This is a genomic window from Pseudomonas sp. S3_B11, assembly GCF_054667715.1.
Genome location: NZ_CP162749.1, coordinates 5,021,713 through 5,045,717 on the forward strand (window position 1 = coordinate 5,021,713; position 24,005 = coordinate 5,045,717).

The 24,005-nt window shown below is 53.0% G+C and carries 18 protein-coding genes and 1 other RNA gene; 13 read left to right on the forward strand and 6 right to left on the reverse strand.

The features are described from left to right. Positions 1 to 199: 199 nt before the first annotated feature. The 8 genes from AB4O22_RS22680 (at position 200) to AB4O22_RS22715 (ending at position 10,179) form a co-directional block, all read left to right on the forward strand. Positions 200 to 1,894 carry a lactate permease LctP family transporter gene (locus AB4O22_RS22680; RefSeq protein ID WP_460097198.1) on the forward strand — a complete coding sequence of 565 codons (1,695 nt, stop codon included), beginning with the start codon at positions 200 to 202 and terminating at the stop codon, positions 1,892 to 1,894. A gap of 150 nt (positions 1,895 to 2,044) precedes the next feature. Then, positions 2,045 to 2,869 carry a (Fe-S)-binding protein gene (locus tag AB4O22_RS22685; RefSeq protein WP_223470323.1) on the forward strand — a complete coding sequence of 275 codons (825 nt, stop codon included), beginning with the start codon at positions 2,045 to 2,047 and terminating at the stop codon, positions 2,867 to 2,869. After that, positions 2,866 to 4,323 carry a LutB/LldF family L-lactate oxidation iron-sulfur protein gene (locus tag AB4O22_RS22690; protein ID WP_003197654.1) on the forward strand — a complete coding sequence of 486 codons (1,458 nt, stop codon included), beginning with the start codon at positions 2,866 to 2,868 and terminating at the stop codon, positions 4,321 to 4,323. The genes AB4O22_RS22685 and AB4O22_RS22690 overlap by 4 nt, the downstream gene beginning before the upstream one ends. Then, entirely contained in the window at positions 4,320 to 4,991 is a 672-nt protein-coding gene (locus tag AB4O22_RS22695; protein ID WP_223470322.1) for a LutC/YkgG family protein, read from the forward strand. Before AB4O22_RS22690 ends, AB4O22_RS22695 begins: the two co-directional genes overlap by 4 nt. Beyond that, positions 4,988 to 7,855, forward strand: a complete 2,868-nt coding sequence (locus tag AB4O22_RS22700; protein WP_460097199.1) for an FAD-binding and (Fe-S)-binding domain-containing protein — start codon at positions 4,988 to 4,990, stop codon at positions 7,853 to 7,855. The genes AB4O22_RS22695 and AB4O22_RS22700 overlap by 4 nt, the downstream gene beginning before the upstream one ends. Before the next feature lie 96 nt (positions 7,856 to 7,951). Continuing rightward, positions 7,952 to 8,242 carry a hypothetical protein gene (locus AB4O22_RS22705; RefSeq protein ID WP_223470319.1) on the forward strand — a complete coding sequence of 97 codons (291 nt, stop codon included), beginning with the start codon at positions 7,952 to 7,954 and terminating at the stop codon, positions 8,240 to 8,242. Positions 8,243 to 8,338: 96 nt separating this feature from the next. Continuing rightward, positions 8,339 to 8,735, forward strand: a transfer-messenger RNA (tmRNA) gene (ssrA, locus tag AB4O22_RS22710). A gap of 187 nt (positions 8,736 to 8,922) precedes the next feature. Next, complete coding sequence (locus AB4O22_RS22715) at positions 8,923 to 10,179, forward strand: integrase domain-containing protein (protein ID WP_460105962.1); 1,257 nt, start codon at positions 8,923 to 8,925, stop codon at positions 10,177 to 10,179. Positions 10,180 to 10,299: 120 nt separating this feature from the next. On the opposite strand, the gene AB4O22_RS22720 is transcribed toward AB4O22_RS22715, so the two are convergent. The 5 genes from AB4O22_RS22720 to AB4O22_RS22740 form a co-directional block, all read right to left on the reverse strand. Continuing rightward, positions 10,300 to 10,569: a hypothetical protein gene (locus AB4O22_RS22720; protein WP_460105961.1), complete on the reverse strand. Its 270-nt coding sequence runs from the start codon at positions 10,567 to 10,569 to the stop codon at positions 10,300 to 10,302. Continuing rightward, positions 10,566 to 11,543, reverse strand: a complete 978-nt coding sequence (locus AB4O22_RS22725) for an integrase domain-containing protein (protein ID WP_460105959.1) — start codon at positions 11,541 to 11,543, stop codon at positions 10,566 to 10,568. Before AB4O22_RS22725 ends, AB4O22_RS22720 begins: the two co-directional genes overlap by 4 nt. Beyond that, the gene (locus tag AB4O22_RS22730; RefSeq protein ID WP_460105956.1) at positions 11,527 to 11,883 is read right to left on the reverse strand and encodes a hypothetical protein; all 357 of its coding nucleotides are present in this window, start codon (positions 11,881 to 11,883) and stop codon (positions 11,527 to 11,529) included. Before AB4O22_RS22730 ends, AB4O22_RS22725 begins: the two co-directional genes overlap by 17 nt. Beyond that, on the reverse strand, positions 11,876 to 13,276 hold the full coding sequence (locus AB4O22_RS22735; protein ID WP_460105954.1) for a YfjI family protein: 1,401 nt from the start codon (positions 13,274 to 13,276) through the stop codon (positions 11,876 to 11,878). Before AB4O22_RS22735 ends, AB4O22_RS22730 begins: the two co-directional genes overlap by 8 nt. Positions 13,277 to 14,345: 1,069 nt before the next feature. Next, entirely contained in the window at positions 14,346 to 14,882 is a 537-nt protein-coding gene (locus tag AB4O22_RS22740) for a LasR-specific antiactivator QslA (protein ID WP_460105951.1), read from the reverse strand. 839 nt (positions 14,883 to 15,721) lie between these two features. Here AB4O22_RS22740 and AB4O22_RS22745 point away from each other — a divergent pair. Next, the gene (locus tag AB4O22_RS22745; RefSeq protein WP_460105949.1) at positions 15,722 to 16,090 is read left to right on the forward strand and encodes a hypothetical protein; all 369 of its coding nucleotides are present in this window, start codon (positions 15,722 to 15,724) and stop codon (positions 16,088 to 16,090) included. A gap of 121 nt (positions 16,091 to 16,211) precedes the next feature. Here AB4O22_RS22745 and AB4O22_RS22750 read toward each other — a convergent pair whose 3' ends face one another. Continuing rightward, positions 16,212 to 17,012 carry a hypothetical protein gene (locus AB4O22_RS22750; protein WP_460106594.1) on the reverse strand — a complete coding sequence of 267 codons (801 nt, stop codon included), beginning with the start codon at positions 17,010 to 17,012 and terminating at the stop codon, positions 16,212 to 16,214. A 785-nt stretch (positions 17,013 to 17,797) separates the two neighbouring features. On the opposite strand from AB4O22_RS22750, the gene AB4O22_RS22755 reads away from it, so the two are divergent. The 4 genes from AB4O22_RS22755 to AB4O22_RS22770 are packed head-to-tail and all read left to right on the forward strand — an operon-like array spanning position 17,798 to position 23,583. Beyond that, positions 17,798 to 19,252 (forward strand): class I SAM-dependent DNA methyltransferase, encoded by a 1,455-nt coding sequence (locus AB4O22_RS22755; protein ID WP_460105945.1) that lies wholly within the window; start codon positions 17,798 to 17,800, stop codon positions 19,250 to 19,252. Further along, positions 19,249 to 21,177, forward strand: coding sequence for a restriction endonuclease subunit S (locus AB4O22_RS22760; RefSeq protein WP_460105942.1), 1,929 nt, complete (start codon positions 19,249 to 19,251; stop codon positions 21,175 to 21,177). The genes AB4O22_RS22755 and AB4O22_RS22760 overlap by 4 nt, the downstream gene beginning before the upstream one ends. After that, positions 21,167 to 22,717: an AAA family ATPase gene (locus AB4O22_RS22765; protein ID WP_460105939.1), complete on the forward strand. Its 1,551-nt coding sequence runs from the start codon at positions 21,167 to 21,169 to the stop codon at positions 22,715 to 22,717. Before AB4O22_RS22760 ends, AB4O22_RS22765 begins: the two co-directional genes overlap by 11 nt. After that, the gene (locus tag AB4O22_RS22770; protein ID WP_460105937.1) at positions 22,714 to 23,583 is read left to right on the forward strand and encodes an HNH endonuclease family protein; all 870 of its coding nucleotides are present in this window, start codon (positions 22,714 to 22,716) and stop codon (positions 23,581 to 23,583) included. Before AB4O22_RS22765 ends, AB4O22_RS22770 begins: the two co-directional genes overlap by 4 nt. Positions 23,584 to 24,005 lie beyond the last annotated feature (422 nt).

The following is a 24,005-nucleotide window of genomic DNA, read 5'->3' on the forward strand; positions in this document are numbered from 1 at the left end:
TCCACACCCATCAAAGCCGTTTTGCACAACCGGATCAGATGCGCTCTGCACCGCTTATTCGACGAAAGTTTCAGGGCGGCAAATTGACACATGACAACCAAGGCTTTTACCCTAGCCAACAGCGATTGTAAATTGGTATTACCAATTAACCAAACCCGCTGGCAGTGCCTGACCAACAACAATTAGGGGCCCACCCATTATGCAAACCTGGCAACAGCTCTACAGCCCGCTCGGCAGCCTCGGCTTGTCCGCACTCGCGGCCGTCATTCCCATCGTATTTTTCTTCCTGGCCCTGGCGGTGTTTCGCCTCAAGGGGCATGTGGCCGGCAGCATCACCCTGGCCCTGGCGATTGCCGTGGCGATTTTCGCTTTCAATATGCCCGCCGACATGGCCTTCGCAGCCGCCGGCTATGGTTTTGCCTACGGTCTGTGGCCCATCGCCTGGATCATCGTCGCCGCCGTATTCCTCTACAAACTGACAGTCAAGAGCGGCCAGTTCGAGGTGATTCGCAGCTCGGTGCTGTCGATTACCGATGACCAACGCCTGCAAGTGCTGTTGATCGGCTTTTGCTTCGGCGCATTTTTGGAAGGTGCCGCCGGTTTCGGTGCCCCGGTGGCGATCACTGCCGCCCTGCTGGTCGGCCTGGGCTTCAATCCCCTGTACGCCGCCGGCCTGTGCCTGATCGCCAACACCGCCCCGGTCGCGTTCGGTGCGTTGGGCATTCCGATCATCGTGGCCGGTCAGGTCACCGGGATCGACGCCTTCAAGATCGGCGCCATGACCGGTCGCCAGCTGCCATTGCTGTCGCTGTTCGTGCCGTTCTGGCTGGTGTTCATGATGGACGGCCTGCGCGGCGTGCGGGAAACCTGGCCAGCAGCACTGGTGGCAGGCCTGAGCTTCGCCATCACCCAGTACTTCACCTCCAACTTCATTGGCCCGGAACTGCCGGACATCACCTCCGCCCTGGCCAGCCTGATTTCCCTGACGCTGTTCCTGAAAGTCTGGCAGCCCAAGCGTACCGCTGGCGCCCAGATTGCCGGCGCCACCTCCAGCACCACGGTCACCGCCAGCGCCGGTGGTTTCAGCCAACCGCGCAGCACCGTCGCTTCGCCCTACAGCCTGGGGGAAATCATCAAGGCCTGGTCGCCGTTCCTGATCCTGACCGTATTGGTGACGATCTGGACCCTCAAGCCGTTCAAGGCGATGTTCGCCGCTGGCGGCTCGATGTACGGCTGGGTGTTCAACTTCGCCATCCCGCACCTGGACCAGATGGTGATCAAGGTCGCGCCCATCGTGATCAACCCCACTGCCATTCCGGCCGTGTTCAAGCTTGATCCGATTTCCGCCACCGGCACGGCGATTTTCTTCTCCGCATTGATCTCGATGCTGGTGCTGAAGATCAATATCAAAACTGGTCTTACCACTTTTAAAGAGACGCTTTTCGAGCTGCGCTGGCCGATCCTGTCCATCGGCATGGTGTTGGCATTCGCGTTCGTCACCAACTACTCGGGCATGTCGTCGACCATGGCCCTGGTGCTGGCCGGCACGGGCGCGGCGTTCCCGTTCTTCTCGCCGTTCCTGGGTTGGCTGGGTGTGTTCCTGACCGGTTCCGATACGTCGTCCAACGCCCTGTTCAGCTCGCTGCAAGCCACCACCGCGCACCAGCTCGGCGTCAATGACACCTTGCTCGTCGCGGCCAACACCAGCGGCGGCGTGACCGGCAAGATGATTTCGCCACAATCGATCGCGGTGGCCTGCGCGGCGACCGGGCTGGTGGGCAAGGAATCGGATCTGTTCCGTTTCACCCTCAAACACAGCCTATTCTTTGCAACGATTGTCGGCCTGATCACGTTGGCCCAGGCCTACTGGTTTACCGGCATGCTGGTTCATTAAGTCCTACACGCAATACTGAAAAAACCGACGCCGAACCGTGATTCGGCGTCTGCTATTCACCACCGGGTCTGCAAGGCTGCTGAAAGATTTCCTGTCTATATTCAGCAGCCTCAGCGGACGGATAACCGGGACCACCCGGAGACACGCCTGATGAGCGAGCTTTTTTACAACGCCGTGCCGAACGCGACCCGTGTCGCCCCGCCATTGCCCGAGCCTCGGCAGTACCCCAGCGAGAAACCGCAAAGGGTCTACCTGTTCGGCACTTGCGTGGTGGACCTGTTCTATCCCGAAGCCGGGATGGATGCGATTCATCTGCTGGAGCGCGAAGGAGTCCGGGTGGTCTACCCGCAAGGGCAAAGCTGCTGCGGCCAACCGGCCTACACCTCGGGCTACACCGAGCAGGCGCGGACGGTGGCACGGGCGCAGTTGGCCTTGTTTGCCGAAGACTATCCGGTGGTGGTGCCTTCGGGCTCCTGCGCCGGCATGCTGCGCGAGCATTACGCCGACCTGTTCAAGGATGAGCCCGACACGCTCAAACAGGTCCAGGCCCTGGCGGCCCGGACCTATGAACTGGCTGAATTCCTGCTGTTTGTCTGCAAGGTGCAGTTGAACGACAGCGGTGAGCCGGTGAAGGTTGCGCTGCACACGTCCTGCTCAGCACGGCGTGAAATGAACACCCACCTGCACGGCCGCGCGTTGTTGGCGCAGTTGCGCAATGTGGAACGAGTCGACCACAGCCACGAAAGCGAATGCTGTGGCTTTGGTGGGACGTTCAGCGTTCGCATGCCGGATATTTCCGGCGCGATGGTGGCCGACAAGACCCGAGCGCTGAAGGAATCCGGCGCGCACAAGGTCATCAGTGCCGATTGTGGCTGCCTGATGAACATCAACGGCGCACTGGAAAAACAGCAGGAGGCGTTACGCGGCCAGCACCTGGCGAGCTTCCTCTGGCAGCGTAGCGGAGGTGTCGCATGAGCACGCCGACGCTGATTCCGACCGTTGAGGTGCAGGAAGATTTTCGCGCCCGAGCCCACAAGGCCCTGGCCGACACGCAACTGCGAAACAACTTTCGCAGCGCGATGGATTCACTGATGACCAAGCGGGCAACGTCCTTCAGCGATGCCCACGAAAGAGAACACCTGCGTGTGCTGGGCAATGCCGTCCGCGCCCGTGCGTTATCGAAGCTGCCCGACCTGCTCGAGCAACTTGAAAGCAACCTGACCCGCAACGGTGTGAACGTGCACTGGGCGGAAACGGTGGACGAAGCCAATGGCATCGTCCTCTCGATCATCCGCGCTCACGAGGCGCGGCAAGTGATCAAGGGCAAATCGATGGTCAGCGAAGAGATGGAGATGAACCATTTCCTCGAGGCTCGGGACATTGAATGTCTTGAGTCCGACATGGGGGAATACATCGTCCAGCTCGACCACGAGAAGCCTTCACACATCATTATGCCGGCGATCCACAAGAATGCCGGTCAGGTCGCGTCCTTGTTCCACGACAAACTCGGCGTGGAGTACACCAAGGACGTTGACCAACTCATTCAGATCGGTCGCAAGGTATTGCGGCAGAAATTCTTCGAGGCCGACATCGGCGTCTCCGGCGTCAACTTCGCCGTCGCTGAAACCGGCACGCTGCTGCTGGTGGAAAACGAAGGCAACGGGCGGATGTCCACCACCGTGCCGCCGGTGCACATTGCCGTGACCGGCATCGAAAAAGTCGTCGAGAACCTGCGCGACGTCGTGCCGCTGCTGTCGCTGCTGACCCGCTCGGCCCTTGGCCAGCCGATCACCACCTACGTCAACATGATCTCCGGCCCGCGCAAGCCTGACGAACTGGACGGCCCCCGGGAAGTCCATCTGGTCCTGCTCGACAACGGTCGCAGCCAGGCGTTTGCCGACAGCGAATTGCGCCAGACGCTGAACTGCATCCGCTGTGGCGCCTGTATGAATCATTGCCCGGTCTATACCCGAATCGGCGGTCATGCCTACGGCGAGGTTTACCCGGGACCTATCGGAAAAATCATCACGCCGCACATGGTCGGCCTGGCCAAGGTGCCGGACCATCCGAGCGCCTCTTCGCTGTGCGGTGCCTGCGGTGAAGTGTGTCCGGTGAAGATTCCGATCCCGGCTTTGCTGCGGCGGCTGCGGGAAGAAAACGTCAAGGCGCCGGACAGCCCCCATCAGGTGATGCGCGGCCAGGGCAGCAAATACTCGCCCAAGGAACGCTTCATCTGGAACGCCTGGGCTCGACTCAACAGTTCGCCACGGTTGTATCGGCTGTTCGGGTTCCTCGCCACGCGCCTGCGCGCCCTGACGCCCAACAACGTCGGGCCATGGACCCAGAACCACAGCGCCCCCAAACCCGCCGCCCGCTCATTGCATGACCTGGCCCGCGAACACCTGAACCAGCAGGGAGACCGCCGATGAGCGCCAAGGACAATATCCTCGCCAAGCTGCGTAAAAGCCTGACCGGCGCCACGCCCGTTACCGACAACTTCGACGTCGAGCTGGTGACGCAGACCTACCGCTATGCGCCCGAGGAGCGCATCCCACAACTGCGCAAATTGATGGAGGCGGTGCACACCGAAATCCACCTGACGTCCGACGAAGGCTGGCCGACCCTGCTCGCGCAATTGCTGCGCGACCGTCAATTGCCGAGCCTGCTCATCGCCCCGACCACCGCGCATGGGGAAAAAATCACACAGTTCTGGGCGAACAATCCGGACCTGCCAACCCTCAAGGCCTACGACCGCCCGGTAGAAGAGTGGAAAGCCGAGTTGTTCAATGACACCCCCGCCAGCCTGACCGGCACCCTCGGCGCCATCGCCGCCACCGGCAGCCTGATTCTCTGGCCAACCCGGGAAGAGCCGCGACTGATGAGCCTGGTGCCACCGGTGCATTTCGCCTTGCTCAAGGCCAGCGAGATACGTGACAACTTCTATGAAGTGCAGCAGGAATTCGAGTGGGCCCAAGGCATGCCCACCAACGCCCTGCTGGTATCGGGCCCGTCGAAAACCGCCGACATCGAGCAAGTCCTGGCCTATGGCGCCCATGGTCCGAAGGATCTGGTGGTTTTGATTCTGGAGGACCAATGACCCTTCCGGCCCCTTTCCTACACGACGTCCAACAACTGATCCCGCAGAAACGCCGTTTCGACGATCCGCTGTCGACTTTGGCCTTCGGCACCGACGCCAGTTTCTATCGGCTGATTCCGAAACTGGTGGTACGCGTCGAATCCGAAGATGAAGTGATTGCCCTGCTGAAACTGGCCCAACGCGACCAGGTTCCAGTCACGTTCCGCGCCGCCGGCACCAGCCTGTCCGGGCAAGCCATCAGCGACTCGGTGCTGATTGTGCTCGGGGATAACTGGAACGGGCGCGAGATTCGTGAACAGGGCACGCAGATCCGTTTGCAGCCCGGCGTGATCGGCGCCCAGGCCAACGCCTGGCTGGCGCCGTTCGGGCGCAAGATCGGCCCAGATCCGGCGTCGATCAACGCCTGCAAAATCGGCGGCATCGTCGCCAACAACGCCAGCGGCATGTGCTGCGGCACGGCGCAGAACACCTATCACACCCTGGCCGGCATTCGCCTGGTACTGGCCGACGGCACGCGCCTGGATACCGAAGACGACAGCAGCGTGGCGGCTTTTCGTACAAGCCATGGCGAACTGCTGGAACGCCTCGCGACTCTGGGCCGCGAGACCCGCGCCAACACTGAATTAGCTGCGCGAATTCGGCATAAATATCGTCTGAAAAATACCACCGGCCTGTCACTCAATGCCCTGGTGGACTTCGATGAGCCTGTGGATATCTTGAGCCACCTGCTGGTCGGCTCCGAAGGCACTCTCGGTTTCATCAGCGCGGTGACCTACAACACCGTCATCGACCACCCTCACAAAGCCTCGGCCCTGATCGTCTTTCCCGATGTGGAAACCTGCTGCAACGCCGTCACCGTGCTGAAAAGCCAGCCAGTCTCGGCCGTGGAGCTGCTGGACCGCCGCAGCCTGCGCTCGGTGCAGGACAAACCGGGCATGCCGGATTTCGTACAGCATCTGTCGATCAATGCCTGCGCCTTGCTGATCGAATCCCGCGCTGCCTCTTCATCTTTACTGCAAGAGCAACTGGCCCGGATCATGGCCTCGCTGGCCGGTTTCCCGGTGGAAAAACAGGTCGACTTTACCGAGGACCCAAGGGAAAACGCCCGGCTCTGGGCGATCCGCAAAGACACCTTCCCGGCCGTGGGTGCGGTGCGCAAAACCGGGACCACGGTGATCATCGAAGACGTGACCTTTCCGGTGGAACAACTGGCCATTGGCGTAAACCGCCTGATCGAGTTGTTCGACAAACATCACTACGACGAAGCGATCCTTTTCGGACACGCGCTGGAAGGCAATCTGCACTTCGTCTTCACCCAAGGCTTCAACAACCCTGAAGAAGTCGCACGCTACCAGGCGTTCATGGATGACGTGGCGCAGTTGGTGGCGGTGGAGTTCGGCGGCTCGCTGAAAGCCGAACACGGCACCGGGCGCAACATGGCACCGTTCGTCGAACTGGAATGGGGCAGTGACGCCTATCAATTGATGTGGCAGCTCAAACGCCTGCTCGATCCCAACGGCATCCTCAACCCGGACGTGGTGCTCAGCGAAGACCCGCAGATCCACCTCAAACACCTCAAACCGCTGCCGGCCGCCGATGAGATTGTGGATAAGTGCATCGAGTGCGGTTTCTGCGAGCCGGTGTGTCCGTCCAAGGACCTGACCTTGAGCCCGCGCCAGCGCATCGTGATCTGGCGAGATATCCAAGCCAAGAAACGCGCCGGCACGGACACCACCGAACTGGAGCGTGCCTACCAATACCAGGGCATCGATACCTGTGCCGCCACGGGCCTGTGTGCACAACGTTGCCCGGTAGGCATCAATACCGGCGAACTGGTGAAAAAACTGCGCAGCCGTGACGCAACAAAGACGAAAACCGCCAACTGGATTGAAGGAAATTTCGCCACCACATTGCAAGGCGCACGCTTCGCCCTCCACGTCGCCAACGGTGCGCGCATGCTGCTGGGCGCGCCCCGCCTGGCGAAACTGTCGGCCTCGTTGACGCGGCTGTCCAAAGGCCAGGTCCCACAGTGGACCAACGCCATGCCCCAGCCGGAAAAGGCCATCCGTTTCAGCCCCGCCGTGTCGGACGAACGGCCGAGAGTCGTGTACCTGGCGGCGTGCGTGTCGCGGGTCATGGGCCCGGCGGCAGCGGACAAGGAGCAGATGTCGCTGTACGACAAGACCCGCGGCCTGCTGGAAAAGGCCGGTTATCAGGTGGTCTTTCCAGACAATGTGGACAGCCTCTGCTGCGGCCAACCCTTTGCCTCCAAAGGCTACGCCGAACAGGCCGAGCACAAGCGCCAGGAACTGATCGGCGCCCTGCTGCACGCCAGTCGCGGCGGGCTCGACCCCATCTACTGTGACACCAGCCCCTGCACATTGCGGCTAGTCCAAGACCTTGGCGACGTGCGCCTGGACCTGTATGACCCGGTGCGCTTCATCCGTACCCACTTGATGGATCGGCTCGACTTCATTCCCCAGGAGGCGCCCATCGCCGTGCACGTCACGTGCAGCACGCAGCACCTTGGCGAAAGCCAGGCGCTGATCGACCTGGCGCGCAAGTGCAGTAAAAACGTGGTCATCCCGGAAGGCATCCATTGTTGCGGTTTCGCCGGCGACAAGGGCTTCTCCACGCCAGAGCTGAACGCCCACTCGCTGCGCTCACTGAAGGACGCGGTACAGCATTGCAGCGAAGGGATTTCCACCAGCCGCACCTGTGAGATCGGTCTTACCCAACACGGCGCAATTGACTACCACGGGCTGGTGTATCTGGTGGACCGTGTCACCCGCTCCAAGCCCGTCAGCGGTGAAGACCTTGCCAGGGGACTCGAAGAAAAATCGAATTCCTGCGCGTCGCTGTAGTCACTTGAATAGGCCCGGCTGCGCTGGGCCATCCACTGACTCGGCCTGGCCGCCACCATCCAGCGGCACCGAGACCATACGTTCAAGGAGATACACATGAAGCGCACCGCACTTGCTGGCTTGTTCATTTCCGCTGCGATGTTGGCCTCTCCGGTGTTTGCAGATAGCCAGGCAGACCTTTGCCAGATCAATCTGCAAAAAATCAAGGACGCCAAGGTCAGCAGCGAGCAAATGAGTGAAAGCATGAAATCTGACATCGATGCCACTGTCCAACAGGCCACCGCTGCCAAGGCCAAAGGTACCGAGCAAGGCACGAAGGAATGCATCTCGCTGACCACCCAAGCTCTTCAGAAAGTGCAGAACAAAACCAAAGGCGATCAGCAGTAATGTCGCATCCGGCCAACCTTCGGGTTGGCCTCAGACGCGGATTGGCGTACACTGCAAATGCCTGCCGCTCCTCCAGCTTCATGGAGCGACAGGTTCGGGGCCGTTTAGGATTCGACGCCGGTTGCGAAACTTTAGGTGCATGCCGAGTTGGTAACAGAACTCGTAAATCCACTGTTGCAACTTCTATAGTTGCCAATGACGAAAACTACGGCCAGGAATTCGCTATCGCTGCGTAAGCAGCCTTAGATCCTGAGCTTCTGGTACCTTCGGGTCCAGCAATCATTAGGGGATGTCCGTAAACCCAAAATGATTGTCATATAGAACGGAATCGCCGTGCAGTACGTTGTGGACGAAGCGGCTAAAACTTACACAACTCGCCCAAAGCACCCTGCCCGTCGGGTCGCTGAGGGTTAACTTAATAGACACGGCTACGCATGTAGTACCGACAGCGGAGTACTGGCGGACGGGGGTTCAAATCCCCCCGGCTCCACCACTTGATCATCTAAAGACGTCCACGGACGTCTTTTTTTGTGCCTGAAATCCAGTAAATACGGGAGTTTCAGGGCCACGTGAGGCTTTCCAGGCTTTTTGAGTTCCAGGCAGTTTGGTATTCCCAATGGTATTCCCAGCTCCCCGGCGCTAATCTTGGGAATACCAAAAGGTGTCATGGAGTACTTCTCATGTGCGCTCAAACCACCCGCCTCTCCGACCGCCAGCTCAAGGCGGTCAAACCGAAAGACAAGGATTACGTCCTCACGGATGGCGACGGGCTCCAACTGCGAGTCAGGGTCAATCGCTCGATGCAGTGGAATTTCAACTACCGGCATCCCGTCACCAAAAATCGAATCAACATGGCACTCGGCTCTTATCCCGAGGTTTCTCTTGCGCAAGCGAGGAAGAAAACCGTTGAGGCCAGAGAGCTGCTTGCACAGGGCATCGATCCAAAAGCTCAGCGCAATGAGCTACAGGAAGCCAAACGAGCGGAAACGGAACACACCTTCGAGAACGTGGCCACCGCCTGGTTCGAGCTGAAGAAGGATTCCGTCACGCCGGCGTATGCCGAAGACATTTGGCGCTCCCTCACACTGCATGTTTTTCCGAGCATGAAATCAACGCCTCTCTCCGAAGTCAGCGCCCCAATGGTCATCAAGCTCCTTCGTCCGATTGAGGCCAAAGGCAGCCTCGAGACAGTTAAGCGAGTGAGCCAGCGCCTTAACGAGATCATGACCTACGGGGTCAATTCCGGAATGATCTTTGCCAACCCTCTCAGCGGCATTCGAGCGGTGTTCAAGAAACCTAAGAAAGAGAACATGGCAGCGCTACCACCAGATGAGCTTCCGGAGCTCATGATGGAAATCGCGAACGCCAGCATCAAGCGGACGACCCGCTGCCTGATCGAATGGCAGCTACACACTATGACCCGCCCTGCCGAAGCGGCGACTACCCGATGGGAAGACATAGACTTCGAAAAACGCATCTGGACCATCCCTCCGGAGCGAATGAAAAAGCGTCGTCCGCACACAATCCCGCTGACCGAACATGCACTCTCGTTATTGGAGACGCTTAAGCCCCATAGCGGCCACAGGGAATATGTGTTCCCGTCAGATAGAAATCCGCGCACCCACGCGAATAGCCAGACAGCCAACATGGCATTGAAACGAATGGGCTTTCAGGACCGCTTAGTCAGCCACGGCATGCGTTCCATGGCCAGCACAATTCTGAATGAGCATGGATGGGATCCGGAACTAATCGAAGTCGCGCTGGCGCATGTCGATAAAGACGAAGTTCGAAGCGCCTACAACCGGGCGGATTACATCGAACGCCGGCGTCCGATGATGGCCTGGTGGAGTGAACATATCCAGAAAGCGGCTACCGGCAGCCTGTCAGCGTCGGCCATCAATCAAACCAGGGACCGCAAGGTGGTGCCGATACGCTGACATCACGGCGACAGTTCACACCATCCGTGTAGTGGAGCTTGCCAGCGCTTCTTCGGCCAAGCCCCTGAGCATGGGAAGGCTCCGCATTCCCATGCTCAGGGGCTCACGCTTAAAGGCCAATCAGACAACCACGGCTTTTGCCTTTCTACGGCGGATCAACCCTGCTGTTAACTCGTAGTAGTAGACGGTAGCTGGAGCTGAGCATCGCAGGTAGTGCGCCAGAAACCATCTCACGTGCTTTTCTCTCCAGGACCAGGGAGTCGCGCAACCCCAGCGCTCACGAATCACCTCGTGCATCCTTTCTGCTTGCCTGATGTGCCGCTGCTGCGTGGCATGCGCACCCTTGAGTACGGGGCGCAAAAACAACGCTATGTCGAACTCAGAAGTCATCGCCGACCTCCGATGTAGGCACTCACCACATCGATGCGGTTATGCCCCAACTCGTGGCTGATCTGCTGTCGCGCCCGCAGATCAAGCTCTCGATCTTCGCGATGAACACGAACGCCATTTACAGGTGCAGGAAAGCCGGTCATCTGCTCATAGCGCTCACAGGCATAAGCCGCCCGCAGCTCATGAAAGCCTTTCAATCCATGTTCATGCAGGAGGTCCCGTGCCGGCCGCACAACTGATTGCACAAACTCTTTGTAGCTCTCGTTGGGGGCCAGCAGGTTCCGACTGCGACTGGGCGAAGCCTCCCAGGCCCTCTCCAAGGCGCCACGGATTTGATCAGTAACCGGAATCCAACGTGGTGCTGACGCGCCTGATCGGCCGCCTTTGGTGCCGTCTTGGATGTTGATCTTGCCCAGTTGCCGCGCCTCACGTTGCAGTCGGGGCAGGTCCGCCAAGATCGCTTCACGCAGACGCATACCAGCCTCCCGGGCCAGATGCACAATTGCGGCCACTCGTTGACTTCGCTCTGACAGCGCGCGTGCGATCAATTCTATCTGAGCACGATCTTGGCCTTGCGGTGCCTCCCCCCGTACGCTTGAGCGCTGCAGACCCAGCGCCTTGCTCGGACTGGAGATTTTGACGTACTGATCACCGCGCAGCGCAGCCATCGTTCGGTTCACGCTGGACAGTCGGTTCTGCGCGGTGGCAATGCTGATGTTGCCCTGATCAACCTGCTCACGCACATACGTGGCGTACCGCATGAGGATCTCACGGTCGATATGTCGCGCGTCATTGAGTCCCGGACCCTCATCGGATCGACACCAATTCACGAAGGTCTGCCACCGATCGCTATGGGCTTTGACGGTAGCAAAATGGCCATCGCCAAATAGATCTTTCAGTGCTTGCGGTCCGGCATAGCTGAGCTGGCGACCGAAGCCAAAATTGCGCCCAGATCGCTTACCGACGCGAGCCATTTTTCTGTTCCTGATTGACTACAGCAACCTCATGTAGAAGGGCTTGCCAGTGTGCACTCACAATAGCGAACTGGGCCCAATCAGTCGGACGGAAACAAAGCGTGTTGTTGGCGACGTAGAGATGCGCGCCCTGCTCTTCCAACCATTGGATGATGGCTGTCGTCGAGGCAATAGTTTTGTGGGTAGTGGTGACACCGGCGACAGTGGCGACAACCCTTGTCCTGCCTGGCTTTGAGCGTGGCGACAAAGTGGCGACAGTAGCGGCGACAAATCGTGCTTGGGGCTCCTTTTTTTGACGCTGAGCCAGATGGTTGCGTAGCGCTTCATCAAGATTAAACATGGCGCACCTCGAAGGTGTGGCCATCGGTGATCAACCACTGATGATCAATCAACTCGACCAGCAGCTTGGCGGCATGACGACTGCTTTTGCGGGCAAAGCGGGGACCGTTGCGATTCAATTCACGAATACTGAAACGCTTCCAATCTTTGACCTGTAGCCATCGCAGCAGCCGGTCTGCCTCTTCTTTTACTCGACACACTGGCTCCTGCTCAGTCAGGCGCTGGATCTCGGTGAGGTAGTAGCCGACTAAAGCGGAGGCCCGTTGGATATGGTCGACCTCCACGACGCTGCTCTCCTCCAAGACTGCAAGAATGCCGGCGATGCGCAGCAGGTTATCGGCAGCCTTTGATCCGCTGGGCCGCACGCTGGCCAGCTCGCCAAACTCCCCCAGCTGAGCTTCGATAGCATCATGCAAATCAATCCAGCGACGACGCGCCAGCGGACTGAGGCTCAGCTTTGACAGCTGCAAGGCTCCGTCAGCGGAAAGTGACCAAGGCTGATAAAACAGAGCCGAAAGGCGGTGATGATAGCGCTTGAGGGCGGCGTCTTTGGACAAGTCGACAGCCTGGTAGCTACGTTGCCCGGCTAGACTGGTGGGCCAGGTCATCAAGCAGCGCCCTAGAATGCCTTGGCCCTGCAGCAACGGGTCACTGAGTAACTGCATGGCCAAATACGGTTGCAGCATCAGGTGCAGGCTCAGGCGTCGGTCATAGGCTCTTAGGCTTTCGCCTGCCATAGAGCGAGCACGATCAATCGGGCTACCGTCCCAGAGTGACGACAAGGTCGTGACCGCTTTCAAACGGTTGTCCCGACTCATGGTGCTGCTGCCAAGGAATTGTCCGCCCTCGTCACAGAACAGCCCCATGCTCGGCAAGTCATGGCAGAGCCCCTTGATCAGGGCCTCGATAGTCGGGTCGGTGGTGATCAGCCGAGGGGCCGAAGGCTCCGCTTCGAGCGGTACGCTGTTTGTGGGGGCGGGATCGGCAGGATTGATACGCTGCGCTTGTCGCTGTGCGGCACGGTACCGAGAGAGCTGCTCACGATAGTGTTGCCACTGCTGACGCTCCCATTGGCGCGCTGGCAGCAGTGCGGATCGGTCTGACGCGGTCTTGCGATCACCGGACGCAGCCACCGTGATCAGGTACAACGACAGGGGATAATGTCTCCCGTCGAGTTGTAAGCCCGCATGACCTTGAGTGGCCAGGGCCGAGGCGGCCAACACCGATTGCGCGGCCAGTGCTTGGGGCACGCCGATGACGTCGGCCATGCGCTCAACCGCAGGCCCAAGAATCCCACCCAGTGCCTGCACCGGATAAGGCTGGGGTACGGGGTTCGACTCAATCAACGGTCGAGGTGGTCGTGGTAGTTCAAGCTTCGGATCTAACTGCTGCATGGGCCCTCTCCTCGATCATTACTGGTTGTCCTCACGTAGTCCCGCCACGGCTGTTGAGTGTTATCAGGGATCAAGGCCCCTGCGGCCTGTGAGGTGTTCACTGACGCGGAACGAACGGCTCCTTACGACCGGGAGCAAGGGCATAAACCCATGAATCTGGCCTCCTTAGACGCATCCGAAGATGCGGGCGGGTGGAGGCTGTGCCGGCTGACGAGTTCGGCGCCTGGAGATCATGGGTGGGAGAAGGCAAAGATCTAGACACCTGGGGCATGCCTGACTGTCAGTCAGGGGCAGCCTTTCCATTGGCTGCGTCACCGGTGCCTGTGTCGTTGCGGATGGCGACGAATCGGATTTGTCAGGCCGATTGTCACGAGGAGAGTTGCGGCAATGCCCTGTACGACGTGGCTTGCAGCAGTGGTACGAGCGCCCGTCTCTTTACAGAAGAAAGAGACGGGCGCGGTTTGGCGCAGCGAGGTGTGCCGAGAGGAGAGGTTGCTGCAACGCAGCGAGGTAGGTCCATCGTCTGCCGCAATGGACAGATCAGTCGAGTAGGCATCCATCACTCTTGGGGAGTGACCGTGCGAGCCGCCGGACGCTAATCGCACTTCGGAAGAACCACCACGTAAGTGGCGTAGCCTTAAAGGTTCTGGCTACCTGGGCAGGTGCTGTCAACGACAGCGATCCGTGCGCCAATTTTTATACCCACTCGAAAAAGCGGTCAAGCGTCACTGCCGAAGTGCTCAGAAAGTGGCGACTGTCGCCGGTTTTGTCGCCATGCTCCAGGCCATGTTCTACGTGGGTTGTCGCCGGCGTCGCCGCTGTCGCCACACCTACATCCATGCCCAACGAAAAGATTCGCACATACACTGAAATGGCGCTGCGTTTGATAAAGGTTGCAGGGAATTACTGACGGGGGAAAGCAAACGCGGTGCTAATCAAATTTGAAGACGGGAGGGTAGAGCGAGGTCGCTGCGAGAAAAACCGAATGAACCCTCCGATCGGCGCGATCAAAGATCGCTTGATCGGAGGGTTTGGCGGGAAAAGCAAATCTTAAACGTCAATTACAGACTCAGGCATCAAAGCGGGTAGATTGGGAGGTGACTGCCTCACGTCGCATGATCAATGTCTGCTGCAACCGCAGCAGAAAGCCTGCTTCAAATGCCTCTTGTGGATCACCTGGACGATGACGTTTTCGATTCTGAGACAGCACCCACCATAATGGTAATGATGAGCCTTCAAGCCAAGTCTCTGCGCAACGAACGCCCGCCTTTATTGCCGGAGCGAACTCATCGCCCCACGGGGTTTGGATCGCAGGTGAGCCTTCAGCAGGTGGGACAGAGACATACTCATGGATCTGTTGATGAACGCTTTGAGCTGGGATGCCAGCCAAACTCCGGAACGCTTTGTCGTACAACACAGCGGCGTCATCTAACAGCTCTACTGCCAGCTCAACGTCTTGAGGAAAATGAAGCAGAATACTCTGGGCTCCATTTAGTCGAAGAGTGGCAGCCTGCCGTAGTTTAATTGCGGCACCTTCAGGACTAAGCGATGCAGTGTCGATGGTATCGGGTTTGGGGAGGCCGATTAGAAGCGAAAGATCAAACATCGCGCAATCCTCCGAAATGATTTTCAGCTTGAATCAAATCGCCAAGGCGGCGCACGAGCTTAAAAGGGGGACATGCCATTTTCCTTATCTCCTTGGTTTGGATTAAGGAATGCCATCCACCGTTGCGACACGAATGGGTGGCACACCGTACAGGGGTCGCAAACCGGAAACCAAGGAACCCGGCCAGGCAGGAGCCTGCCCTGCACGGTGCGCCATAGAAAAGCAGCAGCTACCACTTGAAGTGATAACTGTGCGATATGGCACATACCGCGCCTTGGTTTCGATTCAGGTTGCGACACCCGGTCGTGGGATTGACCACGACGGAGCAAAGCGTAAATGTGAAGCCGCGACAACACAAGCATGCATTATCAATAAGCTCTGCGTCCGTGTGCAAGCTACCAGCTAGCCGCTATTGCTCGCCGGTATCTGGCAGCGCTACCGTTCAAGGTCTGACACAGCCACTCTTTACTAAAAATTTTGGCCACGCTGACAGAACCGGTAACTTTACATACTGCCCTTCTGAGAAAGGTATGAATACGAAATTGACGAAAGAAGAAATACGTCGGGCGCTATTCCGTGAGTCTGATGCCCTGCATTGTTAATTAATTCACACGCGCAAGAGCCGGTAATGGTAGCGAAGAAAAAGAAACTTTCAAAAGCCTGTACTTCTCCGCTGACAACCACACTGTGGCTGTTATGCCTCCCTTACCTGATGTCCTAGACATTCCAATTTAGGATCCAAAAACACCTTCCCTTCGCGCCCTCTTCCAGCTAGCCTAGGATCTATGATGGCATTCTGCCTAGATATGGCGAAATATTGTATAGGAAGAGAATTTATAATGGATTTAAAAATTGGTGAAGTGAGAGCGCAAGGTGATGAAACGAAAGAGGTTGTTGTCATTCGAGCCTTAAAGGACTGTAATCTCAAGAGTTACATGATTTTTGATGAAACATTTAAGAGTGATGGCAGCACCAGCAATGTGCATCGCCATGTTTTCATTTTCCCCAGCTGGGAAGTAAAACAGAACGATTATATTTTCCTGCGCACAAGAGTTGGGACAAATAGAAAGGGAAAAACAAAGCAAGGGGATCCTGCAAACTATTTTCACTGGCAGTTGAATAGCCCAGTCTGGAATGAAAAAGGAGACAAGGTGCATCTTATTAACGTAGAAAGCGCTATCACCTTTAAGGTGCCTAGCACTGAATAACTAGAAAAGATTATCTCAGTGAGCCCCGCGCACCGGGGCTTCATTAAAGAATTTGCCGTTAAGGCTGCACAAATTTTCTGTGAATTCTTAGGCTCAGCCAGTCTTCCTCAGCTGGCATATATCAACCATTGGACTTTATCTGTTGTGGAACGTCTAAAGATAACGATGAAGCGACGCCCGTCGAGATGCCACGCGGCGTAGCTTCCGCAACTATCACTTTAGGCTCGGGGACCGAGAGAATTTCGTGTATCAACCTATCGGGGTCTGCCACCTCACGTTTAAGGCGTTGCCATTCTTCCTTAAGGATGATCTTGGTATTTTGCGCAGCTAAGCTCAGAGTCGCCGCTATGGAATCGAGCAGTTCCTGATTGGAGTAATGCCCTTTGAGTGCGGCGTTCGCAAGAGCAGCCATCTGCGTGCGCAACTGAACCAGCGTAGAAGTTAGTTCCTGATGGGCAGTTTCATCGTTATTCAAGCGCAAAATGATGCGCATGTAAAGCTGGTGGTGCTCGCTATCACGCGTAGCATTCTCACTGAGAAAGCTGATGCGCAAAGCCTCGCACGTCTTGAGTATATCCAAGGGATTACTATTTGGGTTCTCGTCGTATTCACTCCCACATTTCCAGTAGAGCTGCTTCCATGCGTCCGCGGTTTCTAAAGACAGCGACAGGTATTTGGACGCGTCATTGCGCAGGTCATCTATCCATTTTTGACGCTTGTCTGCAATGAAGGTTGACGCTGAACGCGCATTCGTTAGACGCTGGACGTCTAGCGATCTGCCTTGAACCTCAAGCGTTCTGCGCGTATTCCAAAGGCTAACCCGTGCCGTAATAAGAGCAGCGAGTAAAGCGCCAATCACGCCCCATGCGCCTACAGGCAGCACCGCGATGAACGCCCATGTGCTCGTGAAGAAATCAGTCATTTTCCCAGCCCCCAGACGAACCAGTTTTCGATTGTTCATTACCGCGACTTGGCCCCATGGGGTTAAATCACCGTTATAGAAAATACTTTATATTTTTATGGACTGCTAAACTAGCCAGATCATATCCCAAGACATGATCAAGCTTTTCGTAAATTCGATATAGTTCTCGGTGATAGCCTTCTTTAAGGCTCCCGATACCGAAAATCATCACATCGCTGAAGTCATGCACAACGGTATACGCGTCTTTCCGACGTTGAATCCGCTTATATTTTCCCAGACTTATCTATAAAATTTCCTTTGAATCGGCCATCTATTTTGGGTAAAAGGAGGATTTTTTGAGTAATAGTCCCCAGCGTATTGACGCCGAATTGACCCAGTTGCCGAGATTTCATTTACCCAATCTGACTCATCGCAAATCATTATCGGTGCTGGGTCCGTGCAGATTTGAAGAAGGGTCATTCTTGCCTTAGCATTTGGGTCAATTCGACGTAGGCGTCAACAATCTTCAATCCAGACATATATCCAAATTGAATATAAATTGGCTTTTTTATTCTTTTTGTGGCTATGATGACTAATTTGTGATCTTGATTATGAACAGATACATAAAAATCGCAGCGACGGAGATTCTTGAGTGTGTCCGTAGCGGCTTTAACATCAATTGGTTGCTACAATCGCCTTTCCTGGGCTTCGGTCTGGATGCGGTTGGTGTTTCGAGCTTAGGGTACCGAGCTTGAAGGTGCACATCTTAACTGCGGCAACAAATTCCTCACCCTTGGAAAGTTTTTATGTCAGCTCGAAATATTGTCAAATCCATTCAAGATATTATGCGTCAAGATTCAGGGGTGGACGGTGATGCGCAGCGCCTGTCGCAGTTGAGTTGGATGTTATTTCTAAAAATAATTGATGATCAAGATCGAAAACTTGAATCCCTTCGGCCTCGATACCGTTCCCCCGTACCGGATAAGTTCAAATGGAGAAATTGGGCTGAAAATAAGAATACTGTAACTGGTGAAGAGCTAATAAGCTTTGTGAACCTAGAGTTACTTCCTGGACTTAAGAATCTTCCTATCACAGGAAAATCGTTGCGCCGTAAAGAGGTGGTTGAGTCTGTCCTAAGCGACGTACACAACTACATGAAATCCGGCTCATTAATGCGCCAAGTAATAAATAAAATCAGTGGAATAAATCTCGGGGAGTTATCTGAACGAAAACACTTCGGCGAAATCTACGAGCAACTCTTGAACGACTTGCAGGCCGCTGGCAATTCAGGAGAATTTTATACGCCTCGTGCTGTAACTGCATTTATGGTTGGGCGTATAGCACCAAGATTAGGTGAAATTATCCTTGATCCGTCATGTGGGACGGGTGGTTTCCTAACTTGCGCTATAAAAAGTGTTAGAGAAGCTCATGTGAAAAATCATGAAGATGAAGAGTTACTGATGAAGTCGCTGAGAGCTGTTGAGCTCAAGCAACTACCTCATATGCTCTGCACGACTAATATGCTTTTGCATGGTGTGGAAGACCCTTCTTTTGTTACCCACGGAAATTCGCTTTCCCGAGAGCTCGAATCGTATACCTCCAGTAGTAAGGTAGATGTAATACTTTCCAATCCTCCTTTTGGAGGTCGAATTGAAGATGGAATAGAAAACAACTTTCCTTCGCTCCTCAGGAGCAAGGAAACAGCAGATCTATTTATGATCTTGATTTTGAAGCTGTTGAAGACTAACGGTCGGGCAGCCGTCGTCTTACCTGACGGCTTTTTAGCTGGCGAAGGTAACAAATCTAGAATAAAAGAGAAGCTATTGAGTACGTGCAACTTGCACACGATAGTTAGACTTCCCAACAGTGTTTTTCGACCATATGCGTCGATTGGTACGAATATCTTATTTTTTGAGAATGGTAAAAAGACGGAAGATGTTTGGTTTTATGAACATCGTGTCCCCGCTGGAAAAAAAGCATACTCTATGACCAAGCCTATAAGGCTTGAAGATTTTCATGAGTGTGAGGTCTGGTGGGGTGGGCCAAATAGAGAGGGTCGAGTCGAAAGCGACGTTTCATGGCGAGTTACTTATGCTGAAATTGAGCAAAGGGGATTCAATTTAGATTTTAGAAAAATATCCATAAAGAATACTTCGGCGTCTCCTTATTCAATACTTAAAGCTCTTGAAATCGAAGAACATAGAGTGCTCTTGTTAAGTGAGAAACTAAAATCCGCCCTTATGGAAGCACTTGGCAAATGAATGCAAAGTATTTTTTAGAAAATATAGAAAAACTTCTTGACGTTCCTGGCGCGCTTCCTCGTTTAAAGCAATTGATTTTTGAACTTGCTGTTCGAGGCGCTTTTTCGGTTGACCAGTTAACACCTAGCGAATGGCCTGAGCAAAATTTAAAAGGCAGTGATAATTCACCTTTCCCTATCCCTAGTCACTGGCGGTGGATGCGACTGAAGGATATCGGAACCTTGAGCGGTGGAATGACGCCATCGAAAGCTAAGAGCGAGTATTGGGATGGGAATGTTAATTGGTTCTCGCCAAAAGATATTAAGTCAGATGAGCTTTTCAGCTCGGAATTAAAAATAACAAGACTGGCGGTATCAGAAACAAGTTTACAAATGTACCCCCCAAATAGCATAGTCATAGTTGCAAGAAGTGGGATTCTAAAAAGGACATTACCTGTAGCGATACTGAAGGAATACGCGACAGTTAATCAGGATATAAAAGTATTACGACCTTTTGTAGCCGATATGGAAAACTATATTCAGTTGATGCTCAGAGGCATGACTGAATATGTTTTGGAACACCTTGTAAAGACCGGAACCACGGTTCAAAGTCTCAAGTTCGATGAGTTTGAAAACCAGGTTTTTCCCGTCCCGCCTATTGATGAGCAGATTCAAATAGTCAATACGGTTAAGTCACTTCTACAATCCTGTAATGAATTGCAGCTAGCAAAGATAAAAAAAGAAGAAACCGCTGATGCACTTTTATTTTCGATATATCAACAAATAATATCGCAAAATGAAAAAAATAATGATTCAAATCTGGCTCACCTGAAAGAAAGCCTGTCGTCAATTTCAAACTTGAATAGATTTGTCACAACAGTAAAGCATATTAAAATTATTAAGAAAATAATTTTATGCATGGCGGTTCGAGGCGAACTGACAAGAGAACAGGATTCTGATGAACCTGTATCTTTTCTTCTACAAAGAATTAAGGAATACAGAGAAAACTTTTCCAAAGCGCTCAATGACTCGGCGCATAATGACAGTTCACCAGAGTCCCGAGTCGCACATTTTTATACACCCTCTCATTGGACATGGAAAAGTTTTGGAGAAGTAGTAGTTTCTCGAGACGGCGAACGTGTGCCTGTTTCGAAAGAAAACAGGAATGAGTTATCAAAAATCTACGACTACTATGGCGCCTCTGGCGTCATTGACAAGGTTGATAATTATATTTTTGATAAACCTCTTCTTTTAATTGGAGAGGATGGTGCGAATTTGTTAAGCCGCTCCAGTCCTATTGCGTTCATAGCAAGAGGGAACTATTGGGTTAATAATCATGCGCATGTGTTGGATGCCGAGTCAGAAACACTTCTTAAGTATTTAGAAATTTACATAAACTCAATAGATCTTGCTCCTTACGTTACTGGGTCTGCTCAACCCAAGCTTAATCAAAAAAACATGAACAGAATTCCTGTGCCGCTTCCTTCGATTGATGAACAGAGTAGAATTATCAAAAAAGTTGATCACTTGACAGAAATTTGCAATCAGCTTGAAGAACAAATTATTACTCGAGATGAAGAAAAACAAAGATTTCTTAAGTCAGTAGTGCAAGACGTCATTGGCCAGCGGGCTGAATTAGTAACTAGCGCAGATGAGACCCCCTTGGTGAGGGATGAAAATGTACTAGTGAAAAATCCTACACCCCATAGATTAGCAAGTCCGCATACTAAAACAACATCTTTCAAAGTAGTAGAAAGTGTAGACGAACTCTTAAACATTTTAGAACTACTTGGTGGTGAGGCCACGCCTGCAAAACTTTTGCATGAATCGGGAATTTCCGATATAGAAAAATTCTTTGATTTGCTGAGAGAGGGGCGTAATCTCGGATCGCTTCTTGTACCAACAGGGAAAGATAAAATTATTTCAAGGAGCAATAATGCGAATTAATTCATTCGAGGTTCGTAGTGTTTGGAAAAATCTTGACGGCCTTAAACTTGATTTCGATGCTGACCGTGAGGTGACTGTGGTAATCGGTCAAAATGGTGCCGCCAAGAGCAATTTATTAGAGGCAATAATTACTGTATTTATCAATATCGATTTAAATGAGGTTTCTGCCTTCGCATACATGATGATATACACCATTTATGGTCGAAGCGTACGGGTTGTTTCTGAGCAAGGAAAGCACCCCAAGAGCGAACTAGATGGTAAATTGGTTTCACTTGCGGAGTTAAGAGCAAGTTGGACACCTAGGTATGTAGTAGGGTATTACTCCGGCGTAAGTGATCGCTTTGAAGAATTATTTTTGAAACATGATAGGAAAGCGTTAGATGAAACTTTGGTCTCTACAGAGCTAACTTCCTCACCTCAAGTTTTAAATCTTAGGCGCTTTATTTGTGCTCGGCCAGTACATGGCTTGTTCGCACTACTGGCTTTTTACTTTTCAGATGATAAGTTAGTTGTCGACTTTTTAAAGCGACACCCTAGGATCGAAGGATTTGACTCTGCACTTCTAGTCGTCCGGAAACCATACTGGGCAAAAAAAGACTCGAAAGCTAGCGATTTCTGGGGTGCAAAAGGCCCAGTGCGAGATCTACTGGAGCGAATTCAGAAGTACTCCTTAGTTCCATTTTCTCGCACACTTTCAGGGAAGCGCGACCTTAGAAGACTCGGAAAGCGCGAGCTTCTTTATCTTTATCTCCCGGACATCAACTCTTTAAGGTCATTGGCTCAAGAGTACGGTAGGGAGCCGCGAGCACTTTTTCAAGCACTCGACACTATGCGATTGAGTGATCTAATTGAGGATTTTAGAGTTAGAGTAAAAGTTAAAGGATCTAAATTGCCGATTCATACCCGACAGTTGAGCGAGGGCGAGCAGCAACTACTTACCGTTCTCGGATTGATGCGTTTTACGCGCAATGAGGCATCCCTCTATATATTGGACGAGCCTGACACTCACTTAAATCCGATGTGGGGTGTAGATTACTTACAGCATCTCAGGAGGATTGGAGGGATTCACCGCGACAGTCACACTATCCTAGCAACGCATCATCCATTACTAGTTGCTGGCCTTCTTCGAGAAGAAATCAGGGTACTCTCAAGAAGTGCAGGAGGCCAAATAAGAGCATTTATTCCCGAAGAAAGCCCTAGAGGAATGGGTGTTGCAGGAGTACTAACTAGTCCGCTCTATGGATTACCGAGTCAACTCGATTCTTTCAGCCTGAAGGTATTAAAAAGAATTTATGAAATTTCTGTCTTAGACAGCAACGAACATCGCGTCAGGCATATTCGACGGTTGAGAAGCTTGGTTCCAGCGGTGGAAATGGCGAATGGATCTCCCGACCCATATAGGGATATCGCCCGAGACGCTTATCAACTATCTCTAGAAAAAATAGTCTCATCGGATGAAAGTATAGATAAAAAAGTTTTAGCCGTAGAGCGTTTAGCTTCGATGCTTTATACAAGATCTTTTATAGGTGATGGGCAATGATATTTATTGATCCAGCGAAAGTTAAAGTTCCACAAGCATGGGTAGATAGTGCGAAGGACTTAACTACGATATTGCTCAAAAAGCCGAAGGAGGATAGATCCGACTTTATTGACGCCAACAGACTTAAAACCTGGGGAGACGATTCTTTATTAACAGCTCTTCGAAAGGTCGTAGGAAATAAATGTTGGTATTCTGAATTAATGCTAGAGGGGGCAGATCCGAACGTCGACCACTTTCGACCTAAAGGGAAAGTGAAGGAGGTTGATGAAAAATTCACTGTATCAAAAAGTATATTTGATGGTTATTGGTGGCTAGCATTTGATTATGAAAATTATCGTTTATCTTCAATGCACTCTAATCAACGAAGAGTAGATAAAGACACTAATGGTGGCAAGTGGGATTTTTTTCCTGTTGTTGGTAAACGCTCTGAAGTAGGAACACCTTTTTCAACTTGTATGGAAGCTATTCTAGCTCTAGATCCATGCTCAATTAGCGATGTCAAATTGCTATGGTTCGATACAGATGGAACCCCATCCTGCTCAAAGTATCTGAGTAGCGTGACTGATCATGATGTAAAAAGGGTTAACATGACAGTATGGCTATATCATCTGAATAAAAAAGAGACCAAAGCCAAAAGGGCAAGATATATAGATGACATTTTGCAGCGACTAAAAACCGCTAACACTTATTACATTTTGTGGGGTAGATCTATTCAAAATCTGGTTGCAAAAAAAATGTTTGATGACCAGGTGGCCGCGATCAAAGCAGAGCTGTCAGATGAGTCTGAGTTTGCAGGAGCTAAGCGCTGCGCGGTTCATGTTTCTGTTGCTGACTATTCATGGTTATCTGATGTGAGTTTAGTCTGATTTAAATTTATAATTAAGGTAAGTTTTAAGTGCGGTTACTCTAAAGTCAGTTAACAGCGGTATTTAGCTGGACCCGCGCGTTTTTTGATTCCCATTGAGAGGAACCGGTCTATATACATTTTTCTTTGTCATTATACATGCATGGTTGCGGTTCCGCCGTTGCAGAACAGTTTTTTGCGAAGCAATCGCTTGCCAGGTGTATCGTAGTAGGGCTGGCTGTTGAACTGGGGAGGCCGCTAATCAGAAACAGCTCCATGCCGATTAGTCTAGTCGTTTACTGCTTTCGCTGTAAGCAGACGCCACATCCATTCAGTTGTGTCCGAGCTTGATGCTGACTTTCGCCGGACTGCTTGGGTAAGTTTGTAAACTTGTTGTTAATGATTACCAAATTTCACGTGAGCAGCATGCCCAGTGATTTTGCT

What these genes read in the sequence shown, in the direction of transcription:
- AB4O22_RS22680 (WP_460097198.1), top strand. Translation starts at nt 200, where the DNA reads ATGCAAACCTGGCAACAGCTCTACAGCCCGCTCGGCAGCCTCGGCTTG.
- AB4O22_RS22685 (WP_223470323.1), top strand. Translation starts at nt 2,045, where the DNA reads ATGAGCGAGCTTTTTTACAACGCCGTGCCGAACGCGACCCGTGTCGCC.
- AB4O22_RS22690 (WP_003197654.1), top strand. Translation starts at nt 2,866, where the DNA reads ATGAGCACGCCGACGCTGATTCCGACCGTTGAGGTGCAGGAAGATTTT.
- AB4O22_RS22695 (WP_223470322.1), top strand. Translation starts at nt 4,320, where the DNA reads ATGAGCGCCAAGGACAATATCCTCGCCAAGCTGCGTAAAAGCCTGACC.
- AB4O22_RS22700 (WP_460097199.1), top strand. Translation starts at nt 4,988, where the DNA reads ATGACCCTTCCGGCCCCTTTCCTACACGACGTCCAACAACTGATCCCG.
- AB4O22_RS22705 (WP_223470319.1), top strand. Translation starts at nt 7,952, where the DNA reads ATGAAGCGCACCGCACTTGCTGGCTTGTTCATTTCCGCTGCGATGTTG.
- AB4O22_RS22715 (WP_460105962.1), top strand. Translation starts at nt 8,923, where the DNA reads ATGTGCGCTCAAACCACCCGCCTCTCCGACCGCCAGCTCAAGGCGGTC.
- AB4O22_RS22720 (WP_460105961.1), bottom strand. Translation starts at nt 10,569, where the DNA reads ATGACTTCTGAGTTCGACATAGCGTTGTTTTTGCGCCCCGTACTCAAG.
- AB4O22_RS22725 (WP_460105959.1), bottom strand. Translation starts at nt 11,543, where the DNA reads ATGGCTCGCGTCGGTAAGCGATCTGGGCGCAATTTTGGCTTCGGTCGC.
- AB4O22_RS22730 (WP_460105956.1), bottom strand. Translation starts at nt 11,883, where the DNA reads ATGTTTAATCTTGATGAAGCGCTACGCAACCATCTGGCTCAGCGTCAA.
- AB4O22_RS22735 (WP_460105954.1), bottom strand. Translation starts at nt 13,276, where the DNA reads ATGCAGCAGTTAGATCCGAAGCTTGAACTACCACGACCACCTCGACCG.
- AB4O22_RS22740 (WP_460105951.1), bottom strand. Translation starts at nt 14,882, where the DNA reads ATGTTTGATCTTTCGCTTCTAATCGGCCTCCCCAAACCCGATACCATC.
- AB4O22_RS22745 (WP_460105949.1), top strand. Translation starts at nt 15,722, where the DNA reads ATGGATTTAAAAATTGGTGAAGTGAGAGCGCAAGGTGATGAAACGAAA.
- AB4O22_RS22750 (WP_460106594.1), bottom strand. Translation starts at nt 17,012, where the DNA reads ATGACTGATTTCTTCACGAGCACATGGGCGTTCATCGCGGTGCTGCCT.
- AB4O22_RS22755 (WP_460105945.1), top strand. Translation starts at nt 17,798, where the DNA reads ATGTCAGCTCGAAATATTGTCAAATCCATTCAAGATATTATGCGTCAA.
- AB4O22_RS22760 (WP_460105942.1), top strand. Translation starts at nt 19,249, where the DNA reads ATGAATGCAAAGTATTTTTTAGAAAATATAGAAAAACTTCTTGACGTT.
- AB4O22_RS22765 (WP_460105939.1), top strand. Translation starts at nt 21,167, where the DNA reads ATGCGAATTAATTCATTCGAGGTTCGTAGTGTTTGGAAAAATCTTGAC.
- AB4O22_RS22770 (WP_460105937.1), top strand. Translation starts at nt 22,714, where the DNA reads ATGATATTTATTGATCCAGCGAAAGTTAAAGTTCCACAAGCATGGGTA.